14 protein-coding genes and 1 pseudogene are annotated in these 26,393 nt (G+C 71.4%); 10 read left to right on the top strand and 5 right to left on the bottom strand.

Annotation, left to right across the window (positions count from 1 at the left end; all coding sequences use genetic code 11):
* The first annotated feature begins 38 nt into the window (after positions 1–38).
* Together STRTU_RS33710 and STRTU_RS33715 are read left to right on the top strand one after the other, a co-directional pair.
* On the top strand, positions 39–10,958 hold the full coding sequence (locus STRTU_RS33710) for a type I polyketide synthase (RefSeq protein WP_159748943.1): 10,920 nt from the start codon (positions 39–41) through the stop codon (positions 10,956–10,958).
* A 180-nt stretch (positions 10,959–11,138) separates the two neighbouring features.
* Positions 11,139–11,342, top strand: coding sequence for a ferredoxin (locus STRTU_RS33715; RefSeq protein ID WP_159748945.1), 204 nt, complete (start codon positions 11,139–11,141; stop codon positions 11,340–11,342).
* Positions 11,343–11,371: 29 nt separating this feature from the next.
* Here the strand turns inward: STRTU_RS33715 and STRTU_RS33720 are convergent, their stop codons facing one another.
* From STRTU_RS33720 to STRTU_RS33735, 4 genes and pseudogenes are all read right to left on the bottom strand, one after another.
* Positions 11,372–12,601: a cytochrome P450 gene (locus STRTU_RS33720; protein ID WP_246241592.1), complete on the bottom strand. Its 1,230-nt coding sequence runs from the start codon at positions 12,599–12,601 to the stop codon at positions 11,372–11,374.
* A gap of 401 nt (positions 12,602–13,002) precedes the next feature.
* A pseudogene (locus STRTU_RS33725) lies at positions 13,003–13,362 on the bottom strand (hypothetical protein); the annotation flags it as partial.
* A gap of 75 nt (positions 13,363–13,437) precedes the next feature.
* A complete protein-coding gene (locus tag STRTU_RS33730; protein ID WP_159748949.1) occupies positions 13,438–14,076 on the bottom strand; it encodes a dTDP-4-dehydrorhamnose 3,5-epimerase family protein in 639 nt (212 codons plus the stop codon).
* A 91-nt stretch (positions 14,077–14,167) separates the two neighbouring features.
* Positions 14,168–14,755, bottom strand: coding sequence for a Rossmann-fold NAD(P)-binding domain-containing protein (locus STRTU_RS33735; protein ID WP_246241593.1), 588 nt, complete (start codon positions 14,753–14,755; stop codon positions 14,168–14,170).
* Positions 14,756–15,432: 677 nt separating this feature from the next.
* Between STRTU_RS33735 and STRTU_RS33740 the strand changes: the two genes are divergently transcribed.
* From STRTU_RS33740 to STRTU_RS33760, 5 genes are all read left to right on the top strand, one after another.
* Positions 15,433–16,680: an activator-dependent family glycosyltransferase gene (locus tag STRTU_RS33740; RefSeq protein ID WP_159748951.1), complete on the top strand. Its 1,248-nt coding sequence runs from the start codon at positions 15,433–15,435 to the stop codon at positions 16,678–16,680.
* A gap of 65 nt (positions 16,681–16,745) precedes the next feature.
* The gene (locus tag STRTU_RS33745; RefSeq protein WP_159749879.1) at positions 16,746–17,813 is read left to right on the top strand and encodes a glucose-1-phosphate thymidylyltransferase; all 1,068 of its coding nucleotides are present in this window, start codon (positions 16,746–16,748) and stop codon (positions 17,811–17,813) included.
* A gap of 108 nt (positions 17,814–17,921) precedes the next feature.
* Positions 17,922–18,923 (top strand): dTDP-glucose 4,6-dehydratase, encoded by a 1,002-nt coding sequence (gene rfbB / locus STRTU_RS33750; RefSeq protein WP_159748953.1) that lies wholly within the window; start codon positions 17,922–17,924, stop codon positions 18,921–18,923.
* Positions 18,924–18,940: 17 nt separating this feature from the next.
* On the top strand, positions 18,941–19,963 hold the full coding sequence (locus tag STRTU_RS33755) for an NAD-dependent epimerase/dehydratase family protein (RefSeq protein ID WP_246241594.1): 1,023 nt from the start codon (positions 18,941–18,943) through the stop codon (positions 19,961–19,963).
* A gap of 10 nt (positions 19,964–19,973) precedes the next feature.
* A complete protein-coding gene (locus STRTU_RS33760) occupies positions 19,974–21,203 on the top strand; it encodes a macrolide family glycosyltransferase (protein WP_159748955.1) in 1,230 nt (409 codons plus the stop codon).
* 68 nt (positions 21,204–21,271) lie between these two features.
* Here the strand turns inward: STRTU_RS33760 and rfbH are convergent, their stop codons facing one another.
* Positions 21,272–22,573: a lipopolysaccharide biosynthesis protein RfbH gene (rfbH, locus tag STRTU_RS33765; protein ID WP_159748957.1), complete on the bottom strand. Its 1,302-nt coding sequence runs from the start codon at positions 22,571–22,573 to the stop codon at positions 21,272–21,274.
* 603 nt (positions 22,574–23,176) lie between these two features.
* Between rfbH and STRTU_RS33770 the strand changes: the two genes are divergently transcribed.
* The 3 genes from STRTU_RS33770 (at position 23,177) to STRTU_RS33780 (ending at position 26,287) form a co-directional block, all read left to right on the top strand.
* Positions 23,177–23,614: a cold-shock protein gene (locus STRTU_RS33770; RefSeq protein WP_159748959.1), complete on the top strand. Its 438-nt coding sequence runs from the start codon at positions 23,177–23,179 to the stop codon at positions 23,612–23,614.
* 311 nt (positions 23,615–23,925) lie between these two features.
* Positions 23,926–25,134, top strand: a complete 1,209-nt coding sequence (locus tag STRTU_RS33775; RefSeq protein WP_269777421.1) for a macrolide family glycosyltransferase — start codon at positions 23,926–23,928, stop codon at positions 25,132–25,134.
* A 127-nt stretch (positions 25,135–25,261) separates the two neighbouring features.
* Positions 25,262–26,287 carry a methyltransferase gene (locus tag STRTU_RS33780; RefSeq protein ID WP_159748963.1) on the top strand — a complete coding sequence of 342 codons (1,026 nt, stop codon included), beginning with the start codon at positions 25,262–25,264 and terminating at the stop codon, positions 26,285–26,287.
* The last annotated feature ends 106 nt before the right edge of the window (positions 26,288–26,393 follow it).

Raw genomic sequence — 26,393 nt, forward strand, 5'->3', positions numbered from 1 at the left:
CCGCAACAGTCCCGGAACCGCCTCGTGGATGAGGACACATGAACGAAGAGAAGCTCCTCCAGTACCTCAAAAAGGTCACCCACGACCTTCACCAGACCCGGCAGCGCCTCCAAGAGGCCGAGGCCGGGGCCGGGAGCCGGGAACCGGTGGCGATTGTGGCTATGAGCTGCCGCTTCCCCGGCGGGGTGGCCTCGCCGGAGGACTTCTGGCGACTGCTCGCCGAGGGGGTGGACGTCATGGGCGAGTGGCCGGCGGACCGTGGCTGGGATGTGTCGGGGCTGTACGACCCGGAGCCGGGGACGCCGGGCCGCAGTTACACCCGTGTCGGCGGGTTCCTGGCTGATGTGGCGGGGTTCGATGCGGCGTTCTTCGGGATTTCGCCGCGGGAGGCGGTGGCGATGGATCCGCAGCAGCGGCTGCTGCTGGAGACGTCGTGGGAGGCGTTGGAGCGGGCCGGGGTCGATCCGGTGTCGCTGCGCGGCAGCCGTACCGGGGTTTTCGCCGGCACCAACGGCCAGGACTACACCGGGTTGCTGCTCGGCGCCGCGGACGGCCTCGACGGGTACATCGGCACCGGCAACGCAGCCAGCGTCGTCTCCGGCCGCGTCTCCTACGCGCTGGGGCTCGAAGGGCCCGCGGTCACGGTCGACACCGCCTGTTCGTCCTCACTGGTGGCCCTGCACCTCGCGGCGCAGGCGCTGCGGTCCGGGGAGTGCGATCTGGCGCTGGCGGGCGGTGTCACGGTGATGTCCACCCCGGGGCCGTTCCTGGAGTTCAGCCGGCAGCGCGGGCTCGCCGCCGACGGCCGCTGCAAGGCGTTCGCCGACGCCGCCGACGGCACCGCCTGGGGCGAGGGAGCCGGCATGCTCCTGTTCGAGCGGCTCTCCGACGCGCGGCGCAATGGCCACCCGGTGCTCGCCGTGCTCCGTGGCTCCGCGGTCAACCAGGACGGCGCCTCCAACGGCCTGACCGCCCCCAACGGCCCCTCCCAGCAGCGGGTCATCTGGCAGGCCCTGGCCGGCGCCGGTCTGGCCACGGCGGACGTCGACATGGTGGAGGCTCACGGCACCGGCACCACCCTCGGCGACCCCATCGAAGCCCAGGCGCTCCTGGCGACCTATGGCCAGGACCGGCCGGAGGACCGGCCGCTGTGGCTCGGATCGGTGAAGTCCAACATCGGGCACACCCAGGCAGCGGCGGGTGCGGCCGGCGTCATCAAAGCCGTGCTCGCCCTCCAGCAAGGGCTGATGCCAGCGACCCTGCACCTCGACCGGCCCTCGTCCCACGTCGACTGGTCGGCGGGGAACGTCGCGCTGCTCGCCGAGGCCACCCCCTGGCCCGACCACGGGCGGCCGGGCCGGGCCGCGGTCTCCTCCTTCGGCGTCAGCGGCACCAACGCCCACGTCATCCTCGAACAGGCCCCGGCCCCGGAGCCCGCCCCCGAGACCGACGGTGCCCCCCGAACGGACGCCGCCTCCCGTCACTTCGCCTTCCCCCTCTCGGCGCGCAGCGCGGAATCGCTGCGTACGCTCAGCGCCCGGCTGCACGAGGGGCTGTCCGAGCGGCCGGCGCCGCCACTGCGCGACCTCGCCTGGTCGCTGGCCACCACCCGCACCGCCTTCGAGCACCGGGCCGCCGTGATCGCCGCCGACCACGAGGAACTGCTGCGGGGCCTAGACCTGCTCGCTCGCGACGCCCCGGCCCCCGGGGTGGTGCGCGGCACGAGCGGCGCGGACGGCCGGACCGCCTTCGTCTTCCCCGGCCAGGGCTCCCAGTGGGCGGGGATGGCCACCGAACTCCTCGACACCGACGCGGAGTTCCGAGCCTGCTTCACCGAGTGCGCCGAGGCCGTGGAACGGTACGCCGGCTGGTCCCTCGACGAGGTGCTGCGCGGCGCGGAGGGGGCGCCGTCCCTGGACCGCGTGGATGTCGTCCAGCCCGCCCTGTTCGCCGTGATGGTCGCGCTGGCGGGTCTCTGGCGCGCCCGGGGGGTGGAGCCCGACGCCGTCGTGGGGCACAGCCAGGGCGAGATCGCCGCCGCCTGCGTCGCCGGGGCGCTGAGCCTGGACGACGCCGCCCGGGTCGTCGTCCTGCGCAGCCGGGCACTGACCGCGCTCGCCGGGCGCGGCGGCATGATGTCCGTCCTGCTGCCGCTGCCCGAGGTGGAGGACCGCCTTGTGCCCTGGGGCGACGCCCTCTCCGTCGCCGCCGTCAACGGCCCCCGCTCCGTGGTCGTCTCCGGCGAAGCGGACGCCCTCGACGAGCTGTTCGCCGCACTGGAGGCCGACGGCGCCCAGGTCCGCCGGATACCGGTCGACTACGCGTCCCACTCCGCGCAGGTCGAGAAGATCCGCGAGCAACTGCTCGCCGACCTGGCGCCGGTCAGCCCGCGCAGCAGCGCCACCCCGTTCTTCTCCACGGTGACCGGCGACTGGCTCGACACCGGCCGGCTCGACGCCGAGTACTGGTACCGCAACCTGCGCCGCACCGTCCGCTTCGAGCACGCCGTCCGCACCCTGGCCGAACAGGACTACCGCGCCTACATCGAGGCCTCACCGCACCCCGTGGTGACGACCGCGGTACGCGAGACGCTCGACGCACTCGACATCGCGGACGCGGCCGTCGTCGGCACCCTCCGCAAGGGAGAGGGCGGCCCGCGGCGGTTCCTCACCTCGCTCGCCGAACTCTCCGTCGCCGGCGGGCCCGTCACCTGGCGCACCGTCCTCGACCCCGACGGGTCCGGTACCGCCCGGCGGATCGCCCTGCCGACCTACCCCTTCCAGCGGCGCCGCTACTGGCCCGAGCCCGCCCCCGCCCTGCGCGGCGGCCCCGGCGACGCCACCGACGCCCGCTTCTGGGAAGCCGTCGAGAGCGGCGACGCCGGCACGCTCGGCGCCGCACTGGACGTGGCCCCGGCCACCCTCGATGCGCTGCTGCCCGCACTGTCCGACTACCGCCGGCGCCACCGCGAGGGCGCGCAGGCCGACTCGTGGCGCTACCGCATCACCTGGAAGCCCGTCCCCGCCGGTGCCGCCCCCGCCACCCTCCGCGGCACCTGGCTGGTGGTCACCCCGGGCGACCCCGCCCCGGCCGGCGACCTGACGGCGGCACTCGCCGCCGCCGGAGCGCACCCCGTCACCGTGCCCGTGGACGCCGAAGCGGACCGCGCCGCGCTCGCCGGGACGATCGGGGCGGCACTGCGCGGTACGGACTCCCCGGACACCTCGCTGCCCCCGGTCGCGGGCCTCGTCTCCCTGCTCGCCCTGGACGAGGACGAGCACCGCGCCCACCCCGGCCTGCCCCGGGGCTTCGCCGCCACCGTCGCCCTCGACCAGGCACTGGACGACCTCGGCGTCGAGGCCCCGCTGTGGTTCGCCACCCGGGGCGCCGTGACCACCGACCCGCTGCGGGGCGTCACCGCACCGCGTCAGGCCCTGGTGTGGGGCTTCGGCCGGGTGGTCGCCCTGGAGCAGCCGGAGCGCTGGGGCGGACTGCTCGATCTGCCGGAGACCCTGGACCCGGCCGCGGCCACCGCCGTGGTCCGGGCGCTCGCCGGCCTCGGCGACGAGGACCAGCTTGCGATCCGGCCGCACGGTGTCCTCGCCCGGCGGCTGGTCCGCGCCGCCACCGGCGAACTCGACACCGCCCGGCGATGGACCCCGCAGGGCACCGTCCTGGTCACCGGCGGCACCGGCGCCCTCGGGCGGCACGTGGCCCGCTGGCTCGCCCGCAACGGCGCACCGCACCTGCTGCTCGTCAGCCGGCGCGGCGCCGACACCCCCGGCACTGCCGAACTCGCCCGCGAATTGGCGGAGTTCGGCACCCACACCGAATTCGCGGCCTGCGACATCGCAGACCGGGGCGCGCTCGCCGCCCTGCTCGACACCGTCCCCGCCGACCGGCCGCTCACCGCCGTCCTGCACACCGCGGCCGTCCTCGACGACGGGACGATCAACTCCCTCACCCCCGCCCAACTGGCCGGGGTGCTGAGGGTGAAGGCCGGCGGCGCCCGCAACCTCGACGAACTGACCCGGGCGCACGACCTGTCGGCCTTCGTGCTGTTCTCCTCCACCGCCGGCACCATCGGCGCACCGGGCCACGCCAACTACGCCCCCGGGAATGCCTACCTCGACGCCCTGGCCCAGCAGCGCCGGGCCGCCGGGCACCCGGCCACCTCCATCGCCTGGGGCCCCTGGGCGGAAGCCGGCATGGCCGAGGGCACCGTCGGAGAGCGACTGCACCGGCACGGCGTACGCGTCATGGACCCCCGGTCGGCGGTCGCCGCCCTGCAACGCGCCCTCGACCACGACGACACCGCACTGGCCGTCACCGACATCGACTGGGACACCTTCGCGCACGCTTACACCACGGCCCGCCCCCGGCCCCTGATCGCCGACCTCCCCGACGCGCAGCGGGCACTCGCCACCGCCGCACCGGCCACGGAGGAGACGACCGAAGGCCCCGCACCCGCCCGCCGGCTCGCCGCTTTGGACGAGGCGGAACAGCGCCAGGCCCTGTCGGCACTCGTCCGCGCCCATGTCGCAGCCGTCCTCAACCACACCGACCCCGACGAGGTCGCCCCCCAACGGGCCTTCCGCGAACTGGGCTTCGACTCCCTCATGGCGGTCGAACTCCGCAACGCCCTCAGCACGGCCATCGGCAAACGACTCCCGGCCACCCTCATCTTCGACCACCCGACCCCCGCGGCGCTGGCCACCCGGCTGCGCACCGAACTGGACCTCGACGAGGCGCCGGCCCCGCCCGCGCCGGCTCCCGACAGGGCGACGGCCGACGAGGACGACCCCATCGCCATCGTGGCGATGAGCTGCCGTTTCCCGGGTGGGGTGGGTTCGCCGGAGGAGTTCTGGCGGCTGCTCGCGGGTGGGGTGGACGCGATCGGTGAGTGGCCGGCGGACCGTGGCTGGGACGTGGAGGCGCTCTACGACCCCGAGCCGGGTGTGGCCGGGCGCAGTTACACCCGGGCCGGCGGGTTCCTGGCCGATGTCGGCGATTTCGATGCGGGTTTCTTCGGGATTTCGCCGCGGGAGGCGGTGGCGATGGATCCGCAGCAGCGGTTGCTGCTGGAGACGTCGTGGGAGGCGTTCGAGCGGGCCGGGATCGACCCGGCCGCACTGCGCGGCAGCCGCACTGGCGTCTTCGCCGGAACCAACTACCAGGACTACTCCTCCCGTTCCCTCGCCCCGGCACCGGACGCCGAGGCACACCTCGGCACCGGCAACTCGGCGAGCGTCATGTCCGGCCGCCTCTCCTACACCTTCGGCCTGGAGGGGCCCGCGGTCACCGTCGACACCGCCTGCTCCTCCTCGCTCGTCGCCCTCCACCTGGCGGCGCAGGCCCTCCGGACGGGGGAGTGCGACCTCGCGCTGGCCGGCGGCGTCACCGTGATGTCCACGCCCGGTCTGTTCCTGGACTTCAGCCGCCAGCAGGGCCTGGCGGCCGACGGCCGCTGCAAGGCGTTCGCCGACCGGACCGACGGCACCGGCTTCTCCGAGGGCGTCGGCGTCGTGCTGGTCGAGCGGCTCTCCGACGCCCAGCGCAACGGGCACACGGTGCTGGCGCTGCTCCGCGGCTCCGCCGTCAACCAGGACGGCGCCTCGAACGGACTCACCGCCCCCAACGGCCCCTCACAGCAGCGGGTGATCCGCGAGGCCCTGGCCGGCGCCGGCCTGTCCGCCACGGAGGTCGACGCCGTCGAGGCCCACGGCACCGGCACGACCCTCGGCGACCCCATCGAGGCCCAGGCGCTCCTGGCGACCTACGGGCAGGGACGGGAGGCCGACCGCCCGCTGTGGCTCGGCTCCGTCAAGTCCAACATCGGGCACACCCAGGCCGCCGCCGGAGTGGCGGGCCTGATCAAGATGGTGCTGGCGCTCCAGCACGGCGTGCTGCCGCCCACCTTGCACATCGACCGCCCGTCGACCCATGTGGACTGGTCGGAAGGGAACGTACGGCTGCTCACGGACACCGTGGAGTGGCCCGACACCGACCGGCCCCGACGGGCGGGGGTCTCCTCCTTCGGCATCAGCGGCACCAACGTGCACGCCATCCTGGAACAGGCCCCGGCCACTCCCGCCCCGCCGCCGGCCGCCACCCCGGCCGTCCCCGTGACCTGGCTGCTCAGCGGCACCACCCCTGACGCCCTGCGGGCACAGGCCGGCCGACTGCTCGGGCATCTGGAGAACCGTCCCGAGCTCGGCCCGCAGGACGTGGGGCTCTCCCTGGCCACCACCCGGTCCGCCTTCGAGCACCGCGCCGCGCTCGTCGGCAGCACCCGTGAGGAACTGCTGAGCGCCCTGAGCGCGCTGGCGACCGGCGAGACCCCGTCACCTGCTCTCACCGGGGTGGTACGGGGCGAGGGCAGAACAGCCCTGCTGTTCACGGGGCAGGGTGCGCAGCGGCTGGGGATGGGCCGTGAGCTGTATGACCCGTTCCCGGTGTTCGCGGAGGTCTTCGACGCGGTGTGTGCCTGCTTCGACGGAGAGTTGGCGTTGCCGCTGCGGGACGTGGTGTTCGGCGACGAGGCCGAACTGCTGAACCGGACGGGCTTCACCCAGCCGGCGTTGTTCGCGGTGGAGGTGGCGCTGTTCCGGCTCGTGGAGTCCTTCGGTGTCCGGCCGGATTTCCTGGTGGGGCATTCCATCGGTGAGTTGGTGGCAGCGCATGTGGCGGGGGTGCTGTCGCTGGAGGATGCGTGTCGTCTGGTTGCTGCGCGTGGCCGCCTGATGCAGGCATTGCCGGCGGGCGGGGCCATGGTCTCGGTCCAGGCGTCGGAAGCCGAGGTGCTGCCGCTGCTGGAAGGCCGCGATCAGCGGGTGAGCGTCGCCGCGGTGAACGGTCCGGAGTCCACCGTGATAGCGGGCGAGGAATCCGTGGTCATGGAGACGGCCGGGCATTTCGAGTCCGAAGGCCGGAAGGTGAAGCGGCTCCAGGTGAGCCACGCCTTCCACTCCCCGTTGATGGAGCCGATGCTCGACGAGTTCCGTGCCGTCGCCGCAAGCGTGTCGTACCAAGAGCCCCGCATCCCGGTGGTCTCGAACGTCACCGGCACCCTCGCCACGCCGCAGGAGTTGACGTCTCCCGACTACTGGGTGCGGCACGTCCGCGAGGCCGTCCGCTTCGCCGACGGCATCCGGTGGCTGGAGCAGCAGGGTGTGACCCGGTTCCTGGAGATCGGCCCGGACGGCACTCTCACTGCCATGGCACAGGGCTGCCTCGACGGCGAGCGGACGCTGATCCCCGCGCTGCGCAAGGACCGGTCCGAGACGCACGGGGTCATCGCCGCGGCCGGCGCGCTCCACACCTCGGGTGCCGGGCTCGACCGGTCCGCGCTGTTCCCCGGCGCCCGCCGCGTCGACCTGCCGACCTACGCCTTCCAGCGGAAGCGCTACTGGTGGGATGCCGTCGCCGCGGCGGGCGACCTCGACGCCGTGGGGCTGCGTGCGGCCGGTCACCCGCTGCTCGGCGCGGCGGTCACCGTGGCCGGTGCGGAATCCGTGGTCTTCACGGGCCGGCTGTCGGTGGCCACCCATGCCTGGCTCGCCGACCACGCGGTGCTGGGCAGGGTGATCCTCCCGGCGACGGCCTATCTCGACCTGGCCGTCAGCGCCGGTGACCGGACCGGATACGACCACCTCGCCGAACTCACCCTGGAGGCGCCGCTCGTCCTCCCGGAGCAGGGCGCGGTCCAGCTCCAGGTCGTGGTGGGCGCACCCGACGACACCGGGTGCCGGTCGTTCACCGTGCACTCCCGGCCCGTGGAAGCGGACGACGCCGCGCCATGGGCCCGGCACGCGCAAGGCACCCTGGCCACCGCTCCGGCGAACGAGCCCGCATCTTTGAGCAGTTGGCCGCCCGAGGGCGCCGAGCCGGTCGGCACGGGGGAGTGGTACGACGCCTTCGCCGCAGCAGGGTTCGCTTACGGGCCCGCCTTCCAGGGCCTCGGGCGGGTCTGGCGGCGCGGCGACGAGCTGTTCGCCGAGGCCGCCCTGCCCGAGCCGTACCGCGCCGACGCCGCACGGTTCACCCTGCACCCCGCGCTGCTCGACGCGGCCGTGCAGACGCTGCTCGTCGGCGGGCGGGACACAGGTGAGGTGGGTGACGGCGGTGCGATGCTGCCGTTCGCCTGGAGCGGGGTGACGTTCCATGCGGAGGGAGCCGACGCGCTGCGGGTACGTCTGACGGCCGCCGAGGGCCGGTCCGATGCCTTCTCGGTGCTGGTCACGGACGTCTCCGGGCGGCCCGTCGTCACCGCCGACGCGCTGACCCTGCGCACGGTCACCCCCGAGCAGCTGCCCGCCTCCGCTCCGGCCGGGCCCGAAGTGCCGCTGCGCCTCGACTGGCAGGCCGCCTCCCTGGCCGCACGCTCCGGGGCCGCACGGTGGGTCGTGCTCGGCAGCCCGGCCGGCGCCGCGACCGGCGGAACCCCGGACGCCGGAATCACGGAGGCGCTGGACGGCGCGGGCGTGCACACCGAGTCGTATGCCGACCTCGATGCGCTGGCGGCCGCGGTGGCCACGGGGATGACGATGCCCGACACCGTGCTGCTGGTGTGCGCCACGGACGGCGGCACTGGCACTCCGGACGTCCGCGGACTGCTCGCCAGCACCCTCGCCACCTGCCGCCAGTGGCTCGCGGAGGAGCGGTTCGCCGGCTCCCGGCTGGTGCTCGTGACCCGGGGCGCCGTCGCCGCCGGGGCCGGGGAGGACGTCAGCGATCTCGCGGGCGCGGCGCTGTGCGGACTGGTCCGCTCCGCGCAGCGGGAACACCCCGGGCGGCTGTGGCTGCTCGACCTGGACGACAGTGAGGCGTCCCGCCGCGTGCTCGCGGACGCCGTGGCCGCCGCGCCTGCGCAGGCGGTGCTGCGTGCGGGCGAGTTGCGGCTGCCGCAGCTCGCCCGCGTCGAGGCGCCCCAGGGCCCCGAGTCCCCGTTCGACCCGGAGGGCACGGTGCTGGTCACCGGGGCCACGGGCGCGCTGGGGCGGCTCCTGGCGCGCCACCTCGTCACCCGGCACGGCGTACGGCACCTGCTGCTGGCGAGCCGCAGCGGGCCCGCGGCCGACGGGGCGGCGCGGCTGTGCGCGGAGCTGGCCGAGGAGGGTGCGCAGGCCTCTCTGGTGGCCTGCGATGTCGCCGAGCGGACGGACGTGACGCGGCTGCTCGGCTCGGTCCCGGCGGATCACCCGCTGACCGCCGTCGTGCATCTCGCCGGGGTCGTCGACGACGGGGTGCTGACCGCCCTCGACGAGGAGCGGATCGACCGGACGCTGCGCCCCAAGGCCGACGCCGCCTGGCTGCTGCATGAGCTGACAAACAATCAGAAACTGTCGGCGTTCGTGCTCTTCTCCTCCGCCGCCGGCACCTTCGGCTCGGCGGGCCAGGCCAACTATGCGGCCGCCAATGCCTTCCTGGACGGTCTGGCCGGACACCGGGCGGCCCGGGGGCTGCCGGCCACCTCGCTGGCGTGGGGGCTGTGGGCCGAGGAGGGCGGGATGACGACGGGGCTCGCCGACACCGACCGGCGGCGGATGGCCCGCGGCGGGATGCGGCCGCTCTCCGCCGACGACGGGCTCGCGCTGTTCGACGCCGCACTGGCCACGGGCGACCCCGCGCTGGTCACCGTGGGCCTGGGCAGGGGCGGAGCGGCGGCACTGCTGGGCGGCGCCGCACCCGGCCGGGCCCGGCGCACGGTCTCCGCCTCCGCGGCGGACAAGGACGATCTGCTCGCCCGGCTCACGGCCGCAGGCCCCGCCGGCCGGGACGCACTCCTGCTGGATCTGGTCCGGCTTCAGGTCGCGGCGGTCCTCGGCCACGGATCGCCCGAGGACATCGAACCGGACCGCGACTTCACGGAGTTGGGCTTCGACTCGCTGACCGCCGTGGAGCTGCGCAACCAGCTCGGCACCGTCACCGGCCTGCGGCTCCCGCCCACCGTCGTGTTCGACGTCGCCACCCCACAGGACCTCGCCGCCCGGCTGGGCGAGGAGCTGGCCACGGGGGCCCTCCCGCAGTCCGGCACCGAAGGATCCGGCGACCGGCCGTCCACGACGGGACGGGCGCAGGACACCCTCGGCGCTCTCTTCCGGGGAGCCTGCGAGTCGGGACGCGTGGAGGAGGGGTTCGAGCTGCTCCAGGCGGCTGCCCGGCTGCGGCCGACGTTCGACGCCCCGGAGGACTCCGGAGCGCCCTGCACGCCCGTACGCCTCGCCCGCGGCGGCGCCTCCCCGGATCCCGCCGAGCCGGCACTGATCTGCTTCAGCTCGTATGTGGCGCTCGCCGGGGTGCACCAGTACGCCAGGTTCGCCTCCGTCCACCGCGGCACGCGCGACGTGTGGGCGCTGCCCACCCCGGGCTTCGGCCGGGGAGAGCTGCTGCCCGCCTCCTTCGACGCGGTCGTACGGCTGCAGGCCGACGCGGTGCTGCGGTGCGCGGACGGCGGTCCGTTCGTGCTGCTCGGCTCGTCGTCCGGCGGCATCCTGGCCCTCGCCGTGGCGCACTGTCTGGAGAAGGCGGGGACACCGCCCGCCGGTGTCGCGCTGCTGGACACCTATCTGCCGCGCGAGGACTCGCCGTTCACCCGGTTCGCCGGAGAGATGCTCGGCGGGATGTTCGACCGTGAGTCCCTGTTCGCGCACATGGATTCCGACCGGCTCACCGCGATGAGCTGGTACATCCATGTCGTCGGCGCTTGGTCGCCGGACCGGCTTGCCTGCCCCGTGCTGCTGGTGCGCTCCAGTGAGCCGCCGGTGAGCGTCGAGCAGGACGGCGGGCTCGCACCGAAGGAGTGGCAGGCGTCCTGGGACGGGGCGGACACCGTGACCGAGGTGCCGGGCAACCACTTCACGATGATGGAGGACCACGCGGGCGCCACCGCGCAGTCCGTCACCGCCTGGATGGAGGGCCTGCCGGGCCCGCGGCCGCGGGGCAGCACGCCACGATGAGTCGCGGGGGCGGCCGGCGTGATGCGCCCGGCGGAAGGGTGCGGTCCCACGGCCGGTGCTCATTGTCTGGGCGATTCACCAGACCCTGCCGACGACGGTCGGTGGCGCGCCGCACAGCCGACACCATGGTGCGCAGGGCCATCGGACGAGGTCGCAGGCCCACGAGACGAGGGAGACACCATGAAGATCACGGTTGACCGGGACCGGTGCGTCGGCGCCGGGATGTGTGCCGTGACCGCCGGCGAGGTCTTCGAGCAGCACGAGGAGGACGGCCGTGTCGTGCTGCGGATGACCGCGCCGCCCGAGCAGTGGGCGGACGAGGTGGAAGAGGCCGAGCACCTTTGTCCGTCCCGCGCCATCACGGTGGACCCCGCCGCCCGCTGATCGGCGCGGCGGGTCCACGCGCGATGGCGTCAGGCCCGCTGAACCACCAGCGGCAGCTGCTCGGCGCCGAAGACATTGCTGCCGTGGAACGACAGGGGGGAGCCGGCATCCACCCGCGCGGAGCGGAAGCGGTCCAGCATCAGCCCCAGCACGATACGGCTCTCCAGACGGGCGAGCGGAGCACCGATGCAGTAGTGGATGCCCTGACCGAACGCCGTCTGCCGGGAGTTGGGCCGCTCCGGCACGAAGGCCGCAGGGTCCTCGAAGACCCGCTCGTCATGGTTGGCGGACAGCAGCCACAGGTGGACGAGGGTGTTCGGTTCGATGACCTCCCCGGCGATCTCCACCTGCCGGGTCGGCACCCGCTCGACGCGGGTGAACGGCGGCCGGAGGCGCAGCGTCTCCTCGATCACCGCCGGAATCCCGGACCGGTCGGCGCGCAGCGCCTGCCACCGTTCCGGCGCGCCGTCCAGGCACAACAGGGTGTTGCCGAGCAGCGCCGCGGTCGTGATGTGGCCGGCCAGCAGCAACAGCGTGGCGAAGGAGATGATTTCCTGGTCCGTCAGCCGCTCGCCGTCGGCCTCGACCCGGGCCAGGGTGCCGAGCAGATCGTCGTGCGGTGTGCGGCGGCGTGCGTCCACGAACCCCTGCAGATACACCGCGATCTTCTCCACGGTCTGCTCCATCCGCCGCACGCTCTCCGGGGCCGCGGGGTCCGTCGCCAGGAGCTGCTCGCCCCACTGCTGGAACATGGCCCGGTCGTCGGGCGGTACACCCAGCATTGTGGAGATCACAATCAAGGGCAGCGGATTGGCCACCGCATCGACGAGGTCAAAGCGGTCGCCGTCGACCGCGTTCAGCAGAGTGTGGGTGATGTCGGTGATCTGTGGTGTCAGATCCGCGATCAGCCGGGGGCTGAACGCGCGGCTCACCAGACGCCGCAGCTGGCCGTGCCGGGGCGGGTCGAGCAGCAGCAGGATTCCGTCCGGGCTCTTGCCGCCGTTGACCCGTCCCACGGTGTCGGAGGAGTACTGCACGGGGTCGGCCAGGATGCGCACCACGTCCACATGCCGGAAGATATGCGTGGTCCCCGCCGCGTCTCGCCACACGGGGCGCTCCGTCCGCATCCGGCGCAGCCAGGCCAGCAGGGTGGCCCCGCCGTCCGGTTCCACCGTCGGCGGAAGGCCGATTTCCGGGCCGGGTGTCTGCAGCGGATGCGGCAGGCCCGGGAGGACATTTGATCTCTTCTGTTGCGACAAAGCTGACCGCGCTTTCTGCCGGTCCGGACGCACCCGAGCCGAGCGGTACGCTGCCGGGCCCATCCCGGCAGAAGAGTCGCAGTGGAGCACGGAACCGCGGGGCGGGCAGAGGAAGACGGCGCTTTTCTAAGGAATTCCCCGGCTTTGGCGCAGGCTCGACGGGGCTATTTCCTGCCGGAGGACAGGGAACGGAATGCGCCGCAGGAAAGGGCCGCAGAGGCCGGACCGGATTACCGCGATCGTGGTCCGGAGGAATCCCAGATCCGCTCGGCGCCGTGCCGATGCGTACCCCGGGGGCACGGCGCACCTACGTGACTTGATGGGCCAACTGACGTGATCGAGCGAACCCTTCGACGCTCGCGCGCCGTGCGCACGAACTACGCAAGCGGCGCGGGGCCGGGTCAGGCGAAGTGCCGGGCCGGGAGTGACTGGTCCGCGTCCACGGTCTCGCACATGGCCCTCATCGATTCCCCGATGGTGAACCGGGGGCGCCAGCCGAGGAGGCGTGCGGCGCGGGAGGTGACGACCTGGATCCAGTCGGCACCCCTGCTGTGTACCTCACCCCGCTGCTCCCGGATCGTCTCCGCCGGCAACCCGGCGGCCATGACGAGCAGCACCCGGGCGAGCTCTTCGCTGGTGCTGCCCGCGACATCGAGGGACCGGAACCGGTGGGCGGCGACTCGCGGCGCATGCCGACGGGCTGTCGCGAGGACTTCGCTCCCCTCGGCCGTGAAGGCGGCACAGATGTGCCGGCCCATACACCCGGTGGCCCCAGCACCGCGATACGGAAGGGATCAGGGGACGGCATCAGCGGTGGCCCGGCGGCGCCCTCCTCATCAGCCATGGAGCCGGTTCGCCGACGGGTCGGGGTGCACCGACGGTTCGGCCGCCGGCCCGGTCGGCAGGCAGTCCGCGTAAATCGGGAGCATGCCCTTGGCCTCGGCCTCCGCCAGACGGGGCGCGATGATGTCCCGCGCGGAGAGGCGGAACTCCACCCCGTGCGGCCAGGGCAGCCCGATCGCGGGGTCGAGCGGATCGATCGCATGCTCCAGCTCGGCCTGGTAAGCACTGCTCACGAGATACGACATGACCGTGTCGTCCTCCAGCGCCAGGAAGGCGTGGGCGAGCCCGTCGGGGATGTACACGGCCCGGAAGGACTCCGAGTCCATGTTGACGAGGTCCCACTGGCCGTAGGTGGGGGACCCCACCCGGATGTCCACGACGGCGTCCAGCGCCTTCCCCCGTGCGCAGTAGACGTACTTGGCCTGGCCTGGGGGAGTGGCCGTGAAGTGGAGCCCGCGCAGCACACCTCTGGCCGACTTGCTGTGGTTGGTCTGTGCCACGGGGAACCGGTGGCCCACTGCCGCGACGAACGCCTCGTCCTGCAACGGCGAGAAGAACAGTCCGCGGTGGTCCGAGTGGATATCGGGGGTGAACTCGAACCCGCCGGCGACGGCGAGCTTTCGGGTACGCATCACCGATCACCTGCCCGCCGTGTCGTGTGCGGGCAGCGCCGCGGGGCGCGTCCCCGGCCGCTTCGGCCGGATCGGTTCGGTACATCTGATGTCACTCACCTTTTCGCGCTCCCACCACGTTCGGAAACAAGTTCTTGCCTTGCGCAGGCAGGCACAGCTTCGTCGCAGCACCGCACACGGTCCGTGTGTGCCGGCCGGAGGGACGGGCTGCCCCCGGCTGTGGCTGCCTCGGTATGGGCCGCACCCATGTGGAAGATTCCCTAGTGCCGGACGGTCCCTGCCGGACGGAAGCGGCACGGTCAGACGATGGAGAGCCCGGGCAGCGGGAAGACCAGCTTGCCGCCGCCGCCCAGGAAGGCGCTCCCCCGCTCGATGAAGCCTTCCCGTAGATCCAGGGGAGCACCAGCAGCTGGTCGGGGCGCCGGGACTTGGCCTCCTCCTCGGACACGATGGGAATCCCCGTACCGGGCGTGAAGCAGCCGGACTTGTCCGCGTTGGGCTCGCCGATGCGGGGCAGATCGTCCTCGGTGAGCCCGCAGAACTGGAGGATGACATAGCCCTTGGTCGAAGCGCCGCACCCCAGGGTCACCTTGCCCGCCTTGCGTGACTCGTCGAGCAGATCACGCGGGCGGTCGCGGTAGCCATGGACGCGCTTGGCGAACGCTTCGAGCGGGGCCATGGTGTCCAGCCCGAGCGCGGTCTCCCTGGCGCGGCCGGCCGCCCGGTTGGGTCGATGCCGACCAGCGTCGGGCCGGGAGTCGGGTAGCCGCGCAGCAGTGTGGAGTCGTTGCTGCCGATGTCCACCACCGGATCGTCGGGACCGACGTCGGCCAGGTCGGTGATCGCCGCGACCTTGCTGTGGAGATGCTGGACCATGAACGGGCGTATGCCGGAGCGGTAGCCGTAGTTGTCCCCTTACACCAGCCCGAAGTCGGCGGTGTGGCGGAGCTGGTCTTCGATGATCATGGATTCTCCAGGTCGCGTTCCACCATCGGCTGGACCGGATCGGAACCGGCGTCGTGATCCCATGCCACGCGCGGCGAGCCCCGCCAGGTATCAGTCGGCGACCCTAATGCCGAAGAGCCGGGGCATCGTGATTCCGGATCGCATTCTGGGAATTGCTCCAGAACCCGTGCGCCGAGGCCACCGCGCCGAGGGACCGGATGGCAAGCTCTGCGCCCCCGGTGGGCCCCGGCCGCCATTGTCTGAAGGAATCCCCAAACCATGGCGGCGCCGTGCCGCAGCGCACTGCCGGAGAGCACAGGATGAGCAAAGGCGCCATCTGCGATCTGGCCATGCAGGTGCCTGCCGGTCACATAGAGGCCACCCAACTGTTCGAGACCGAGAGGAGATCCCATGCGTGTGCTGTTCGCCGGGCTGTCAGAGAAGTCGCATGTGAACTGCATGGTGCCGTTGGCCTGGGCGCTGACCGCGGCAGGGCATGAGGTGCGGGTGGTGACTGCCCCGGCGCTCACCGGCATCGTCACCGGCACCGGTCTGGTCGCGGCTCCCGTCGGCCGCGACCACGAACTGCACGAGGCCATGAAACTGGCCCCCGAGACACAGGACCAGGAGCTCGCCAACTGGAGCCGAATGGGACCGGACGAGGTGGACTGGCCCACCATCCGCAGCCGCTACGAGATCGGCGTCCCCTACGGTTTCGCGCTGTACAACGATCCGGTGATCGACGATACGGTCGCGCTGGCGCAGAGCTGGCGGCCACACCTGGTCGTCTGTGACCCGCTTGCCTATGCCGGTGCCATCGCCGCCCGCGTCAGTGGTGCCGTCGATGTCCGGCTGCTGTGGTCCGCCAATGTGTACGGCAGGGCACGGCGCACCTACGTGGACCTGATGGGCCAAGCCCCTCCCGAAGAGCGCGTGGACCCGCTCGCCGACTGGCTCGACGAGCGCGGCGCACCGTTCGGCGTCTCCTGCGACGAAGAACTGATCAACGGGCACTACACCATCGACACGCTGCCTCCGAGCCTGCGGCTGCCCGGCGCGCTGCGTGAGCTGCCCATGCGCTTTGTGCCATACAACGGGGAGGCGGTGTGGTGGCCGTGGCTGCGCGAGGCACCCGAGCGGCCGCGCGTCTGTCTGACCCTCGGAACGACCAACACCGAGGCGTACGGCGGTGACTATGTCTCCGTCCCCGTCATCCTCGACGCGCTGGCCGGTCTCGACATCGAGGTGGTGGCCGCGCTCCTTCCACAGCAACGGGAGGCGCTCGGCGACATCCCGGCCAATGCGCGCGCCGTCGAAGGCGTGGCACTGGACACCCTGCTTCCCAGCTGCTCGGCGGTCATCCACCACGGCGGCTTTGGGACCTTCGCCACCGCCCTCGTCAACGCGGTGCCGCAACTCGCCCTCTCCACCACTGTCGCCGACCTGGAGTGGCGGGGCCGGTCCCTGGAGCGCGCCGGCGCGGGGATCTTCGCGCACCACAGTGAGGTCACCGCCGACCTGGTGCTCCGTCACACCCGGCAGATCCTCGACGATCCGGGCTTCGCCTCCGCCGCGCGGCGGCTGCGCGACGAGTCCGCGGCGATGCCCAGCCCACGCGACATGGTCGCCACATTGGAGCAACTGGTCGCGGAGCGCTGACCAGGCCGAGTCGGCCCGCGACCGACAGGCTCTCCCCCGACACTACTCGCCCTTGGATGGAAACCGTGAAGGCTCTCGTGCTCTCGGGAGGCGCTGGTACGCGCCTGCGGCCCATAACCCACACCTCCGCCAAACAACTCGTCCCGGTCGCCAACAAGCCCATCCTCTTCTACGTGCTGGAGGCCATCGCCGACACCGGCATCACCGACGTCGGCGTGATCGTCGGTGGCACCGGACCGGAGATCCGCGAGGCGGTCGGGGACGGCTCACAGTTCGGTCTCCAGGTGACCTACCTGCCGCAGAGCGAACCGCTCGGCCTCGCCCATGCCGTCCTCATCGCCCGCGACTTCCTGGGCGAAGACGACTTCCTGATGTACCTCGGGGACAACTTCATCTCTGGCGGCATCACCGATCTGGTCGAGGACTTCCGCAAGGAGCGCCCCGACGCCCAGCTCGCCCTCAGCCGGGTCCCCGATCCCACCGCCTTCGGCGTGGCCGAGCTGGATGCCGGCGGCCGGGTGGTGGGGCTGGAGGAGAAGCCACCGCATCCCAAGAGCGACCTGGCGCTGGTCGGCGTCTACCTGTTCACCCCTGCGGTGCACGAGGCGGTGCGGGAGATCGAGCCGTCCGCGCGGGGCGAGTTGGAGATCACCGACGCGGTGCAGTGGATGGTCGAGCAGGGCCGGAACATTCGGTCCGGTGAGCTGCCCGGCTACTGGCGGGACACCGGCAGCGTCGCCGACATGCTGGAGGTCAACCGCATGCTGCTGGAGAGCCAGGAACGCTGCATCGAAGGCTCGGTGGACAGCGCGAGCGAACTCCTCGGCCGGGTGCGGATCGAGCAGGGCGCGACGGTCAGCGGCTCGCGGATCGTCGGGCCGGCCGTGATCGGTTCCGGCACGGTCCTCACCGATTCCTACATCGGGCCCTTCACCTCGATCGGGGAGAACTGCCGCATCCACGACAGCGAGCTGGCCTCCTCGATCGTGCTGCGCGGCGCGTCGTTCGAGAACGTGCGCCGAGTCGAGGCCTCGCTCGTCGGACGCAACGCGCACGTCACGCTCGCACCCCGGCACCCCGTGGCACACCGGCTCGTGCTCGGCGACCACGCGAAGGTGCACATCCAGTCCTGAGACCGCCCCCGCGGGATCGGCCGACCCACCTCACCCGTACCGAACAACCGGAAGGGAGGAGGGCGCTGTTCACCGGCCTGGGTCCCAGGCCGCCGCGCCACATCCTCGATGAGCCCCACGAGACTCCTGGTGACCGGCGGCGCCGGCTTCATCGGTTCGCACTACATCCGTACGCTGCTGGGTTCCCCCGGGGCGGACGACCTCCAGATCACTGTGCTCGACAAACTCACCTACGCGGCCAGCCCGGAAAACCTCGACGAGGTCCGCCATCTGGACGGCTTCCGGTTCGTCGCCGGAGACATCTGCGACGAGGCGCTCGTCGCTGAACTGGTCGCCGGACACGACCAGGTGGTTCACTTCGCCGCCGAGTCGCACGTCGACCGCTCCATCCACAACTCCGCGGAATTCACCCGCACCAACGTCCTGGGCACCCAGGTCCTGCTCGACGCCGCGCTCCGGCACGGGCCGCTGTCCTTCGTCCACGTCTCGACCGACGAGGTCTACGGCTCGATCGCCACCGCATCGAGTTCGGAGACCCACCCCCTCAGCCCCAACTCGCCGTACGCAGCCTCGAAGGCGGCCAGCGACCTGATCGCCCTGGCCTACCACCGCACCCACGGCCTCGACGTACGGGTAACGCGCTGTTCCAACAACTACGGCCGGCGCCAGTTCCCCGAGAAGGTCATCCCGCTCTTCGTGACCAACCTCCTGGACGGCAAGAAGGTCCCGCTGTACGGGGACGGGCTCCACGTCCGCGACTGGCTGCACCTCGACGACCACGTCCAGGGCATCGAATTGGTACGCACCCGAGGCCGCGCGGGCGAGGTCTACAACATCGGCGGCGGCACCGAGCTGAGCAACCGGGAGCTGACCGAGCTGCTGCTGGAGGCTTGCGGGGTGCCGTCGACCATGGTCGAGTACGTCGCCGACCGGAAGGGACACGACCGGCGCTACTCGGTGGACTGGACCAAGATCCACACCGAGCTGGGCTATGAACCGCGCAAGGACTTCACCGTCGGCCTGGCCGAGACGGTCGCCTGGTACCGGGACAACCGGGACTGGTGGGAACCGCTCAAGGCACGCGCCGAACGGCTCGCCGAGACATGCTGAGGGCGGCGGGCAACATCGTGAGCAAGGCGGCAGACCCGGACGGCACGCGCCGCGGGGTGATTGTCCTGGGTGCGACCGGATCCGTCGGCCGCCATATCTCCGCGGCGGTCCGCGCCGCCGGCGAGGAAGTGCTGATGGTGGCGCGCCGGGCGGGCACCGCGGCCGGGGCAGGGCGGTTCTTCCCGATGGACCTGATCGGCGAGGGACCGGACGGCCTGGCCCGCCTCATCGACGCCGAGCGGCCCTACGCCGTGGTGAACGCGGCCGGCGCCGCATGGGTGTCTTCGCCGGACGTCATGCAGCAGGCCAACCACGACCTGGTGGACAACGTGCTGGCGGCCATGACCGCCGCGTCCTGGCGTCCCCGGCTGGTCCATCTGGGCTCGGTGCTTGAGTACGCCCCGCAGCCGCCGGACACCTCGTTGGACGAGCAGGCGCCGACCCGGCCGACCTCGCTGTACGGACGGACGAAGCTGCGGGGCACCGAAGCGGTCCTCACCGCCTCCGCGGCCGGGCAGGTGGAGGCGGTCGTACTGCGGGTGTCGAATGTGATCGGTGCGGGCAATTCACCGGGCAGCCTGCTGGGGCAGGTCGCGGCGCAACTGCGCGCCGCGGAGGCGGACGGGGAAGCGGTGGTGCGAGTCAGCCCGCTGCGGGCGAGCCGGGACTTCGTCGACGCCCGGGACACTGCGGACGCGGTGCTGGCCGCGGCGGCCTTGCCGGTCGGCGAAGAGGTCATCAACATCGGGCGGGGCGAGGCGGTCCCGGTGCGCACCATGGTGGAGCGCCTGATAGTCGCCAGCGGAAAACGGGCACGGATCGTCGAAAAGGCGGAACCCGTGGGAGTGCGGGCCCACACCGACCTGAACTGGATGCGGGTGGAGACCAGCAGGGCCAGGCGGCTGCTCCACTGGACGGCGCGCCGCAGCATCGACAGCTCGGCACGCGACCTGTGGGAGGGCACCGCCCCCGGCCCGGCCCCTCGCCCCCCGGACCACCCGGCAGCCCACCGTGCCGGCCCCGCCCCGACCAGAGAGTGAAGGTGCCGAAGTGTCGGCTTTCGCAGACGCCCCCCCGCGGCATGTCGCCGTGTTCCTGTTCGCCGACTTCGGGCACATCGGCCCGACGCTCGGCCTGACCCGTGAACTCGTCCGCCGCGGCCACCGGGTGACGTACTTCGTCGACCACCAGTACAGCGAGGTGATCGAGCGGACCGGCGCTCGGGCCGTGGGCTACACGTCCCGGCGCGGTGCGTTCTTCAAGGAGCCCTACGCCGGCGCGGCCCGCCTGGCCGCCGAAGGTCATGACCTGCTGGTCGAGTCGATGGAGCGGGTCTATCCGCTCGCGCTGTCCACCCTGGCGGCCGACCCTCCGGACATCGTGCTGTACGACTTCGAGTCGTTCGCGGCTGCTCGGATGACCGCGCACACCCTGGGTGGCGTCACCACCGTGCAGCTGGGCGTCAGCCACGCGTCGAACGAGGCGTTCTCCCTGCGGGAGCTGCTGTTCGACCCCGACGACCCGTCGATACGCGAGGGCGCGGCGGCAGTGATGCGGTTCGCCCTGGACCACGGCATCGCCCCGGACGGGCTGGGCCGTTTCCTGCGGGAGTGGGACGAGCGCAACCTGGCCTTCCTGCCGCGGGACTTCCAGATCGAGGGCTCCACATTCGACGAGCGCTTCGCCTTCGTGGGACCCACGGTCACCGAGCCCGAGGGGGACGTGCCGTGGTCGCCGCCGGCCGGCGGCAGGCGGCTGGCGCTGGTCTCGCTGGGGACCGAGTCCAAGCATCAGCGCGACTTCTTCCGTACCTGTGTAGACGCCTTCGACGGAGCCGACTGGCACGTGGTGATGACGCTCGGCCGCGACGGGGACCTCGCCGGCCTCGGTGCCCTCCCGCCGCATGTGGAGGCGCACCGGTGGCTGCCGCACCCGGTGGTACTGCGGCACGCCGATGTCCTGGTCTGCCATGGGGGCATGGGCAGCGTCATGGAGGCGCTGTACTTCGCCACACCGGTGGTTGCGGTGCCCACCCAGAGCTGCGAACTCGCCCTGACCGCAGGGCGCCTGGACGAGCTGGGCCTGGGCCGGATGATCAACGGTGACCGGCTGACTGCGCATACCCTCGCCGCGGCCGTGGGCGGCATCATGGCCGACCCCGAGAGCCCGGAGCGGATGGCGCGGATGCGGGCGAGCATACGCGAGGCCGGGGGTGCGGTCCGGGCGGCCGACTTGCTGGAGCAGTGGGCCGGCCGGGCTGACCCGGACCCGCCGAGCTGACACCGCGCGTCGACAGCCGGCGGCCGGTGCCCACCGCCCCGAGGGGTGGGCACCGGCCGCCCGGCATGTCAGGTACGGCTGGTGACGAACTCGGTGACGCTGCGGATGCTGTGGTCGATCATCTCGTCGGTCAGCCCGGGGAAGACCCCGATCCAGAAGGTGCGTTCGGCGATGATGTCACTGTTGGTCAGCGGCCCGCTCACCCGGAACTCCCGTTCCAGGTAGGCCGGGTGGCGGGTGAGGTTACCGGCGAAGAAGCGGCGGGTGGCCACCCGCCGGGACTCCAGGTGGTCGATCAGTTCGGCGGCCGAGAAGGGCGCGCTGTCCTTGACCGTGATCACAAACCCGAACCAGCTCGGATCGCTGTCCGGCGTGGGCTCGGGGAGCAGCAGATGGGGCAGACCGTCCAGCCCGGCGCGCAGCCGTGCCCAATTGTGCCGACGGGCGGCACCGAACTCCTCGATCCGCGCGAGCTGGGTGAGCCCCAGCGATGCCTGCAGATCGGTCGACTTCAGGTTGTACCCGATGTGCGAGAAGATGTACTTGTGGTCGTAGCCGTGCGGCAGGGTGCCCATCTGCTGGTCGAACCGCTTGAAGCAGCGGTTGTCCTCACCGGGCTCGCACCAGCAGTCGCGCCCCCAGTCCCGCAGCGACTCCACGAAGCGGGCCAGCACCATGTTGTCCGTCACTACGCACCCGCCCTCGCCCATGGTGATGTGGTGAGCCGGATAGAAGCTCTCCGTGGCCAGGTCCCCGAAGGTGCCGGTCAGCTTGCCGCGGTACGTGCTGCCCATTGCATCGCAGTTGTCCTCGATGAGGAACATCTCCCGATCGCTGGCGATCTTCGCGACCTCCTCGACGGCGAACGGGTTGCCGAGCGCATGGGCGATCATGATGGCCCGGGTGCGCGGGCCGATGGCCTCCTCGATGCGCTCCACGGAGGCGTTGTAGGTGCCGAGTTCGACGTCGATGAAGACCGGCACCAGACCGTTCTGAAGGATCGGGTTGACCGTCGTGGGGAAACCGGCCGCCACCGTGATGACCTCGTCGCCGGGCACCAGCCGCAGGTCCTCCAACTGATGCGAGGTCAGTGCACTGAGCGCCAGCAGGTTGGCCGATGAACCGGAGTTGGTCAGATGTGCCTTCCGCAGTCCGAAGTGCTTGGCGAGCGCGCGCTCGAACTTGCGGGAGCTGGTGCCGGCCGCGATCCGGAAGTCGAGGGCCGCTTCGACGAGGGCGACCCGGTCGTCCTCATCGAGGACCGCGCCCGACGCCCCCACCGGCGTCACCCCTGGGACGAATCCGGACACGACGTTCTCCTGGTGGTAGCTGCGTACCAGCTCCAGAATGTCGCTCTTGCTGTACCCCATCGGTTGCCGCCTCCTGTGAGTGTCCTGCGGGATGATCCGTCGCGCCGCCGCGGGGCGCGATCCGTAATGCGCGGCGCGGAGCGCGAATGGCCGACGATTGCGGGGCCACACGTCACACCGGTTGTCCGTATCCGGTCGACTGGTCGGGCAATTCACTTCAGCACGGCCTTCCGGTAGGGGGCCAGGGCGGCTTGCGAAGTCTAGGAATTGCCATAGAGCCGGAGCGGGGAGCAGCGCCCCGTCATGCGGGGTGACACCCGGCCGAGCGCACTGGGGAATCTCCCCGCCGGGCTGCATTGAGCGCGGCGGCATCGGTAAAGTCCCGGCACAGTACCTCCAGCAGGGTGCGGGTGATAATGTCCTGTCGATTTCTCAGGCACCCGGACGGCTCCGCACGGCGAGCGGGGGGCGACCGTACTGAATCCCCCCGGGGTCGCGTGACACCACGATGATCGGTTGTGTGAGGGGCGGTGGCCACGCGTAGTGCCCCGTCCCGCGCCGGATGACCGGCCCGAGGACTGATCGGCGTCCGGTGCAGGACTGGAGCCCGGCTCCGGGGTGTGAGGTAACCGTGTGCAAGTGGTTGAGGTGAGGGGAAAAGTGGTGGCTACAGGGACAGTGGTGCGATTTGACGAGGTGCGCGGTTATGGCTTCCTCGCCCCCGACACGGGCGGTGAGGACGTCTTCGTCCACGTCAACGACTTGAGGGAAGACAAGCATCTGTTCCGCAGTGGACTCAGGGTGGAGTACACCCCGGAGGTCGGGGATCGCGGGCTCAAGGCCAGCGACGTACAGCTGCTGGAGCCCGTGCGGACGGCTGCGGTGCGGCGGCAGGCTCCCGTGGTCGGCGGGCCGGACCGGCCGGGGAGCGCAGAGTCCGACGAGGACCTGCTGTGCGATGTCCTGTCCCACACCGAATTCCGGAACGAACTGACCGAGGCACTGCTCGACGCGGCTCCCTCGCTGACCGCGGCGCAACTCGTACAGGTGCGCAGGCGCGTCCTGGAACTGGTCCAGGCCCACAACTGGATCGAGGCCTGATCCACTCACCGCCCCGGCGGGGCGGATAGAGACAGGGCGGAGTAATCGTGCCGTCCAGGTGCCGCGAGCGCCTTGGACAGTCTGATTCCTCCGCCCTGTGGGTTTCTCTCCACCCCCTTATGACATCCGGCACCGTGTGACCGCTAGCGGAAACTAGGGAATACACCAGTTGTCCAGCGCAGTCGTTGAATCGGCGTTCCGGCCGCAGCACTCTCGCACTGTCCCTGAATCCAGGCATGGGCTCGCACCGGGATACATGTGCTCAGCCAGGACTGTAGTGCGTCCCGCACTCAACGAGGAGAACCGCTGCCGTGTCCAGCCATATTGCTGTTTTCTGCATTCCTGCCCACGGACATATGCGTCCCGCCTTGGCAGTCACCGAGGAACTGGTGCGCCGCGGTCACCGCGTGAGCTTTGTGGCGCCGGAAGGATTCACCCTGACCGCCAGGGAAACCGGGGCGGACGTGGTGCCCTACACCTCACCGCTGGCCGAGGCGTTCGCCGCGTTGAAGGACGAGGATCTTCCCCCCGACCACATGGCCTGGTACGCGGTCATGCTCCAGATCGAGAGCGAGGAAGTGATCCGGACGGCCGAGGAGCACTTCACCGACGATCCGCCCGACCTCCTCTTCCACGACATGTCCCTCGCCTTCGCGGGCCGGACCCTGGGAACGCTCTGGAACCGTCCCGCCGTTCAGTCCACACCCGCCATGGCGTCCAACGCCCACTACTGGGAATTCGGCACCATGTTCGCCATGATGGGCTTCCCCGAGGATCACCCGGCGGTGCCTGAACTCTTCCGCCGCGCCTCGGAGTTCGCGGAGGGACGCGGACTCGCCGTTCCCATCGATGAACTGCTGGGGTGGCAGATGCCCGTGGAGAGCGTGGTCTACGCGCCCCGGGCGTTCCAGACCGCCGAGGAGACCTTCGGAGACGAGACCGCCTTCGTCGGACCGTGCTTCCTCGCCGAAGACCTCACCGCCACCTGGGACACCCCGCAGGACGACACCCCCCTGGTCGTGATCTCCATGGGCACCTTGGCCCATGAGCAGTCGGAATTCTTCCGTACCTGCGTGCGTGCGCTCACCGGCCGGCCCTGGCGCGCCGTCATCACCGTGGGCAACGGCTTCGACACCGCCACCCTGGGGACCGTACCGCCCAACATCGAGGTGTATCCGTGGGTCCCCCAGGTCGCCGTCCTGGAACACGCCGATGTCTTCGTCACCTCCGGGGGCCTGGGCAGCCTCATGGGCGCGGTGCACACCGGCACCCCGATGCTCATGGCCCCCCACCTGCCGGAGCACCGGATCACCTGCATACGCGCGGCGGAGCTGGGGCTCGGTGTGCTGCTCGAACCGGGGGAGACCACCGAGGAGCACATCCTCGCCACGCTGCAGCACCTGATCACCGACGAGGCCACGCGGACACAGCTGCGCCGCATGCGGGAATTGACGGAGGAAGCAGGCGGGGTGACGCGGGCGGCGGACGTGCTGGAATCGCGGATCCGGGCGGCTCGCTGAGCCGCTTTCCTCGCGACGGCACGGCCCGCGCGGAAAGAGAAGGACACCGCGCCGCCTGCGGTGTCCTCTCCACAACCGCCGGGCGCCGTACGGATGTGTCTCGTGACCTACCCCAGGAGGACCGGGAATGGGAAACCCCAGCAACCTGGACGATGCGACCGTCGGGCCGCACTACAAGGCTCACTACCAGTTTCAGTACCTGACTGCTGCCTTCCAGTTCGGGCTGTTCGACATCTTGGAGAAGACTCCCGGCATCACCTTGGAGGAACTCTCCGTACGCGTGGGCCTCGCACGCCGGCCGACCCGCATCCTGCTGCTGGGCTGCACCACCATGGGCCTGGTGTGGAAGGAGGGCGACGGCTACCACAACGCCCCGTACATCCAGCCGGTCAGTGTCCTCTCCGATCAGCCGTCGGCCACCTACCTGCACTGCCTCTACCGTGCCGCCGGCTGGTTCTGCGAGTCCCTCAACGAAGACACCCACGCCGGCCTGCGGCGCGAGCTCCCCGGCACGGCACCCGGCCTCTACGGCCGCCTCGGGGAACACCCGGAACTGGAGTCCACTTTCCAGACCCTGATGGGTGCCGTGAGCCACCCCGTCCCCGAGGGCATCGCCGCCACGGTCGACCTGTCGGAGTACAAGTACCTGCTCGACATCGGTGGCGGCGCCGCGATGAACGCGGTCCACCTGGCCCGGTCCTGGCCCGGCCTGGAAATCACCATCGCCGACCTGCCCTCGGTCGCGTCCCGGGCCAACGAGAACATCGCAGAACTGGGTCTGGCCGACCGGGTCCGCGCCGTCAGCCTCGACGCATTCCACGACGCATTCCCCATCGGCCACGACTCGGTGCTCTTCACACACTTCCTGGAGATCTGGTCCGCCGACCACATCCGCGAGCTGCTCACCAAGGCGTCCCACGCACTGCCGTCCGGAGGCGGGGTCTTCGTGATGACCCATCACCAAGATGCCGACGACACCGGGCCGGAGCGTGCGGCCTGCCCCTCCGCGTACCTCCACACGGTCGCATCCGGCGACGGCATGGTGTACACGGACAAGGAGTACGAACAGTGGTTCAGCGAGGCGGGAATTGACCCCGTGAAGCGCGTGATGTTCGGGCCGGACACCGTGGTGATCTGCGGCCGAAAGCGCTGAGGCCGACCGGGGCACGGGGGGCTCCTCAGTCGGCAGGTACCAGCCCGGGCGGAGACGGCAGCGCGGCCGGAACGCCGACCGCCGCGACGTGCGGCGCATACATACC

This window comes from Streptomyces tubercidicus (assembly GCF_027497495.1).
GTDB lineage: Bacteria > Actinomycetota > Actinomycetes > Streptomycetales > Streptomycetaceae > Streptomyces > Streptomyces tubercidicus.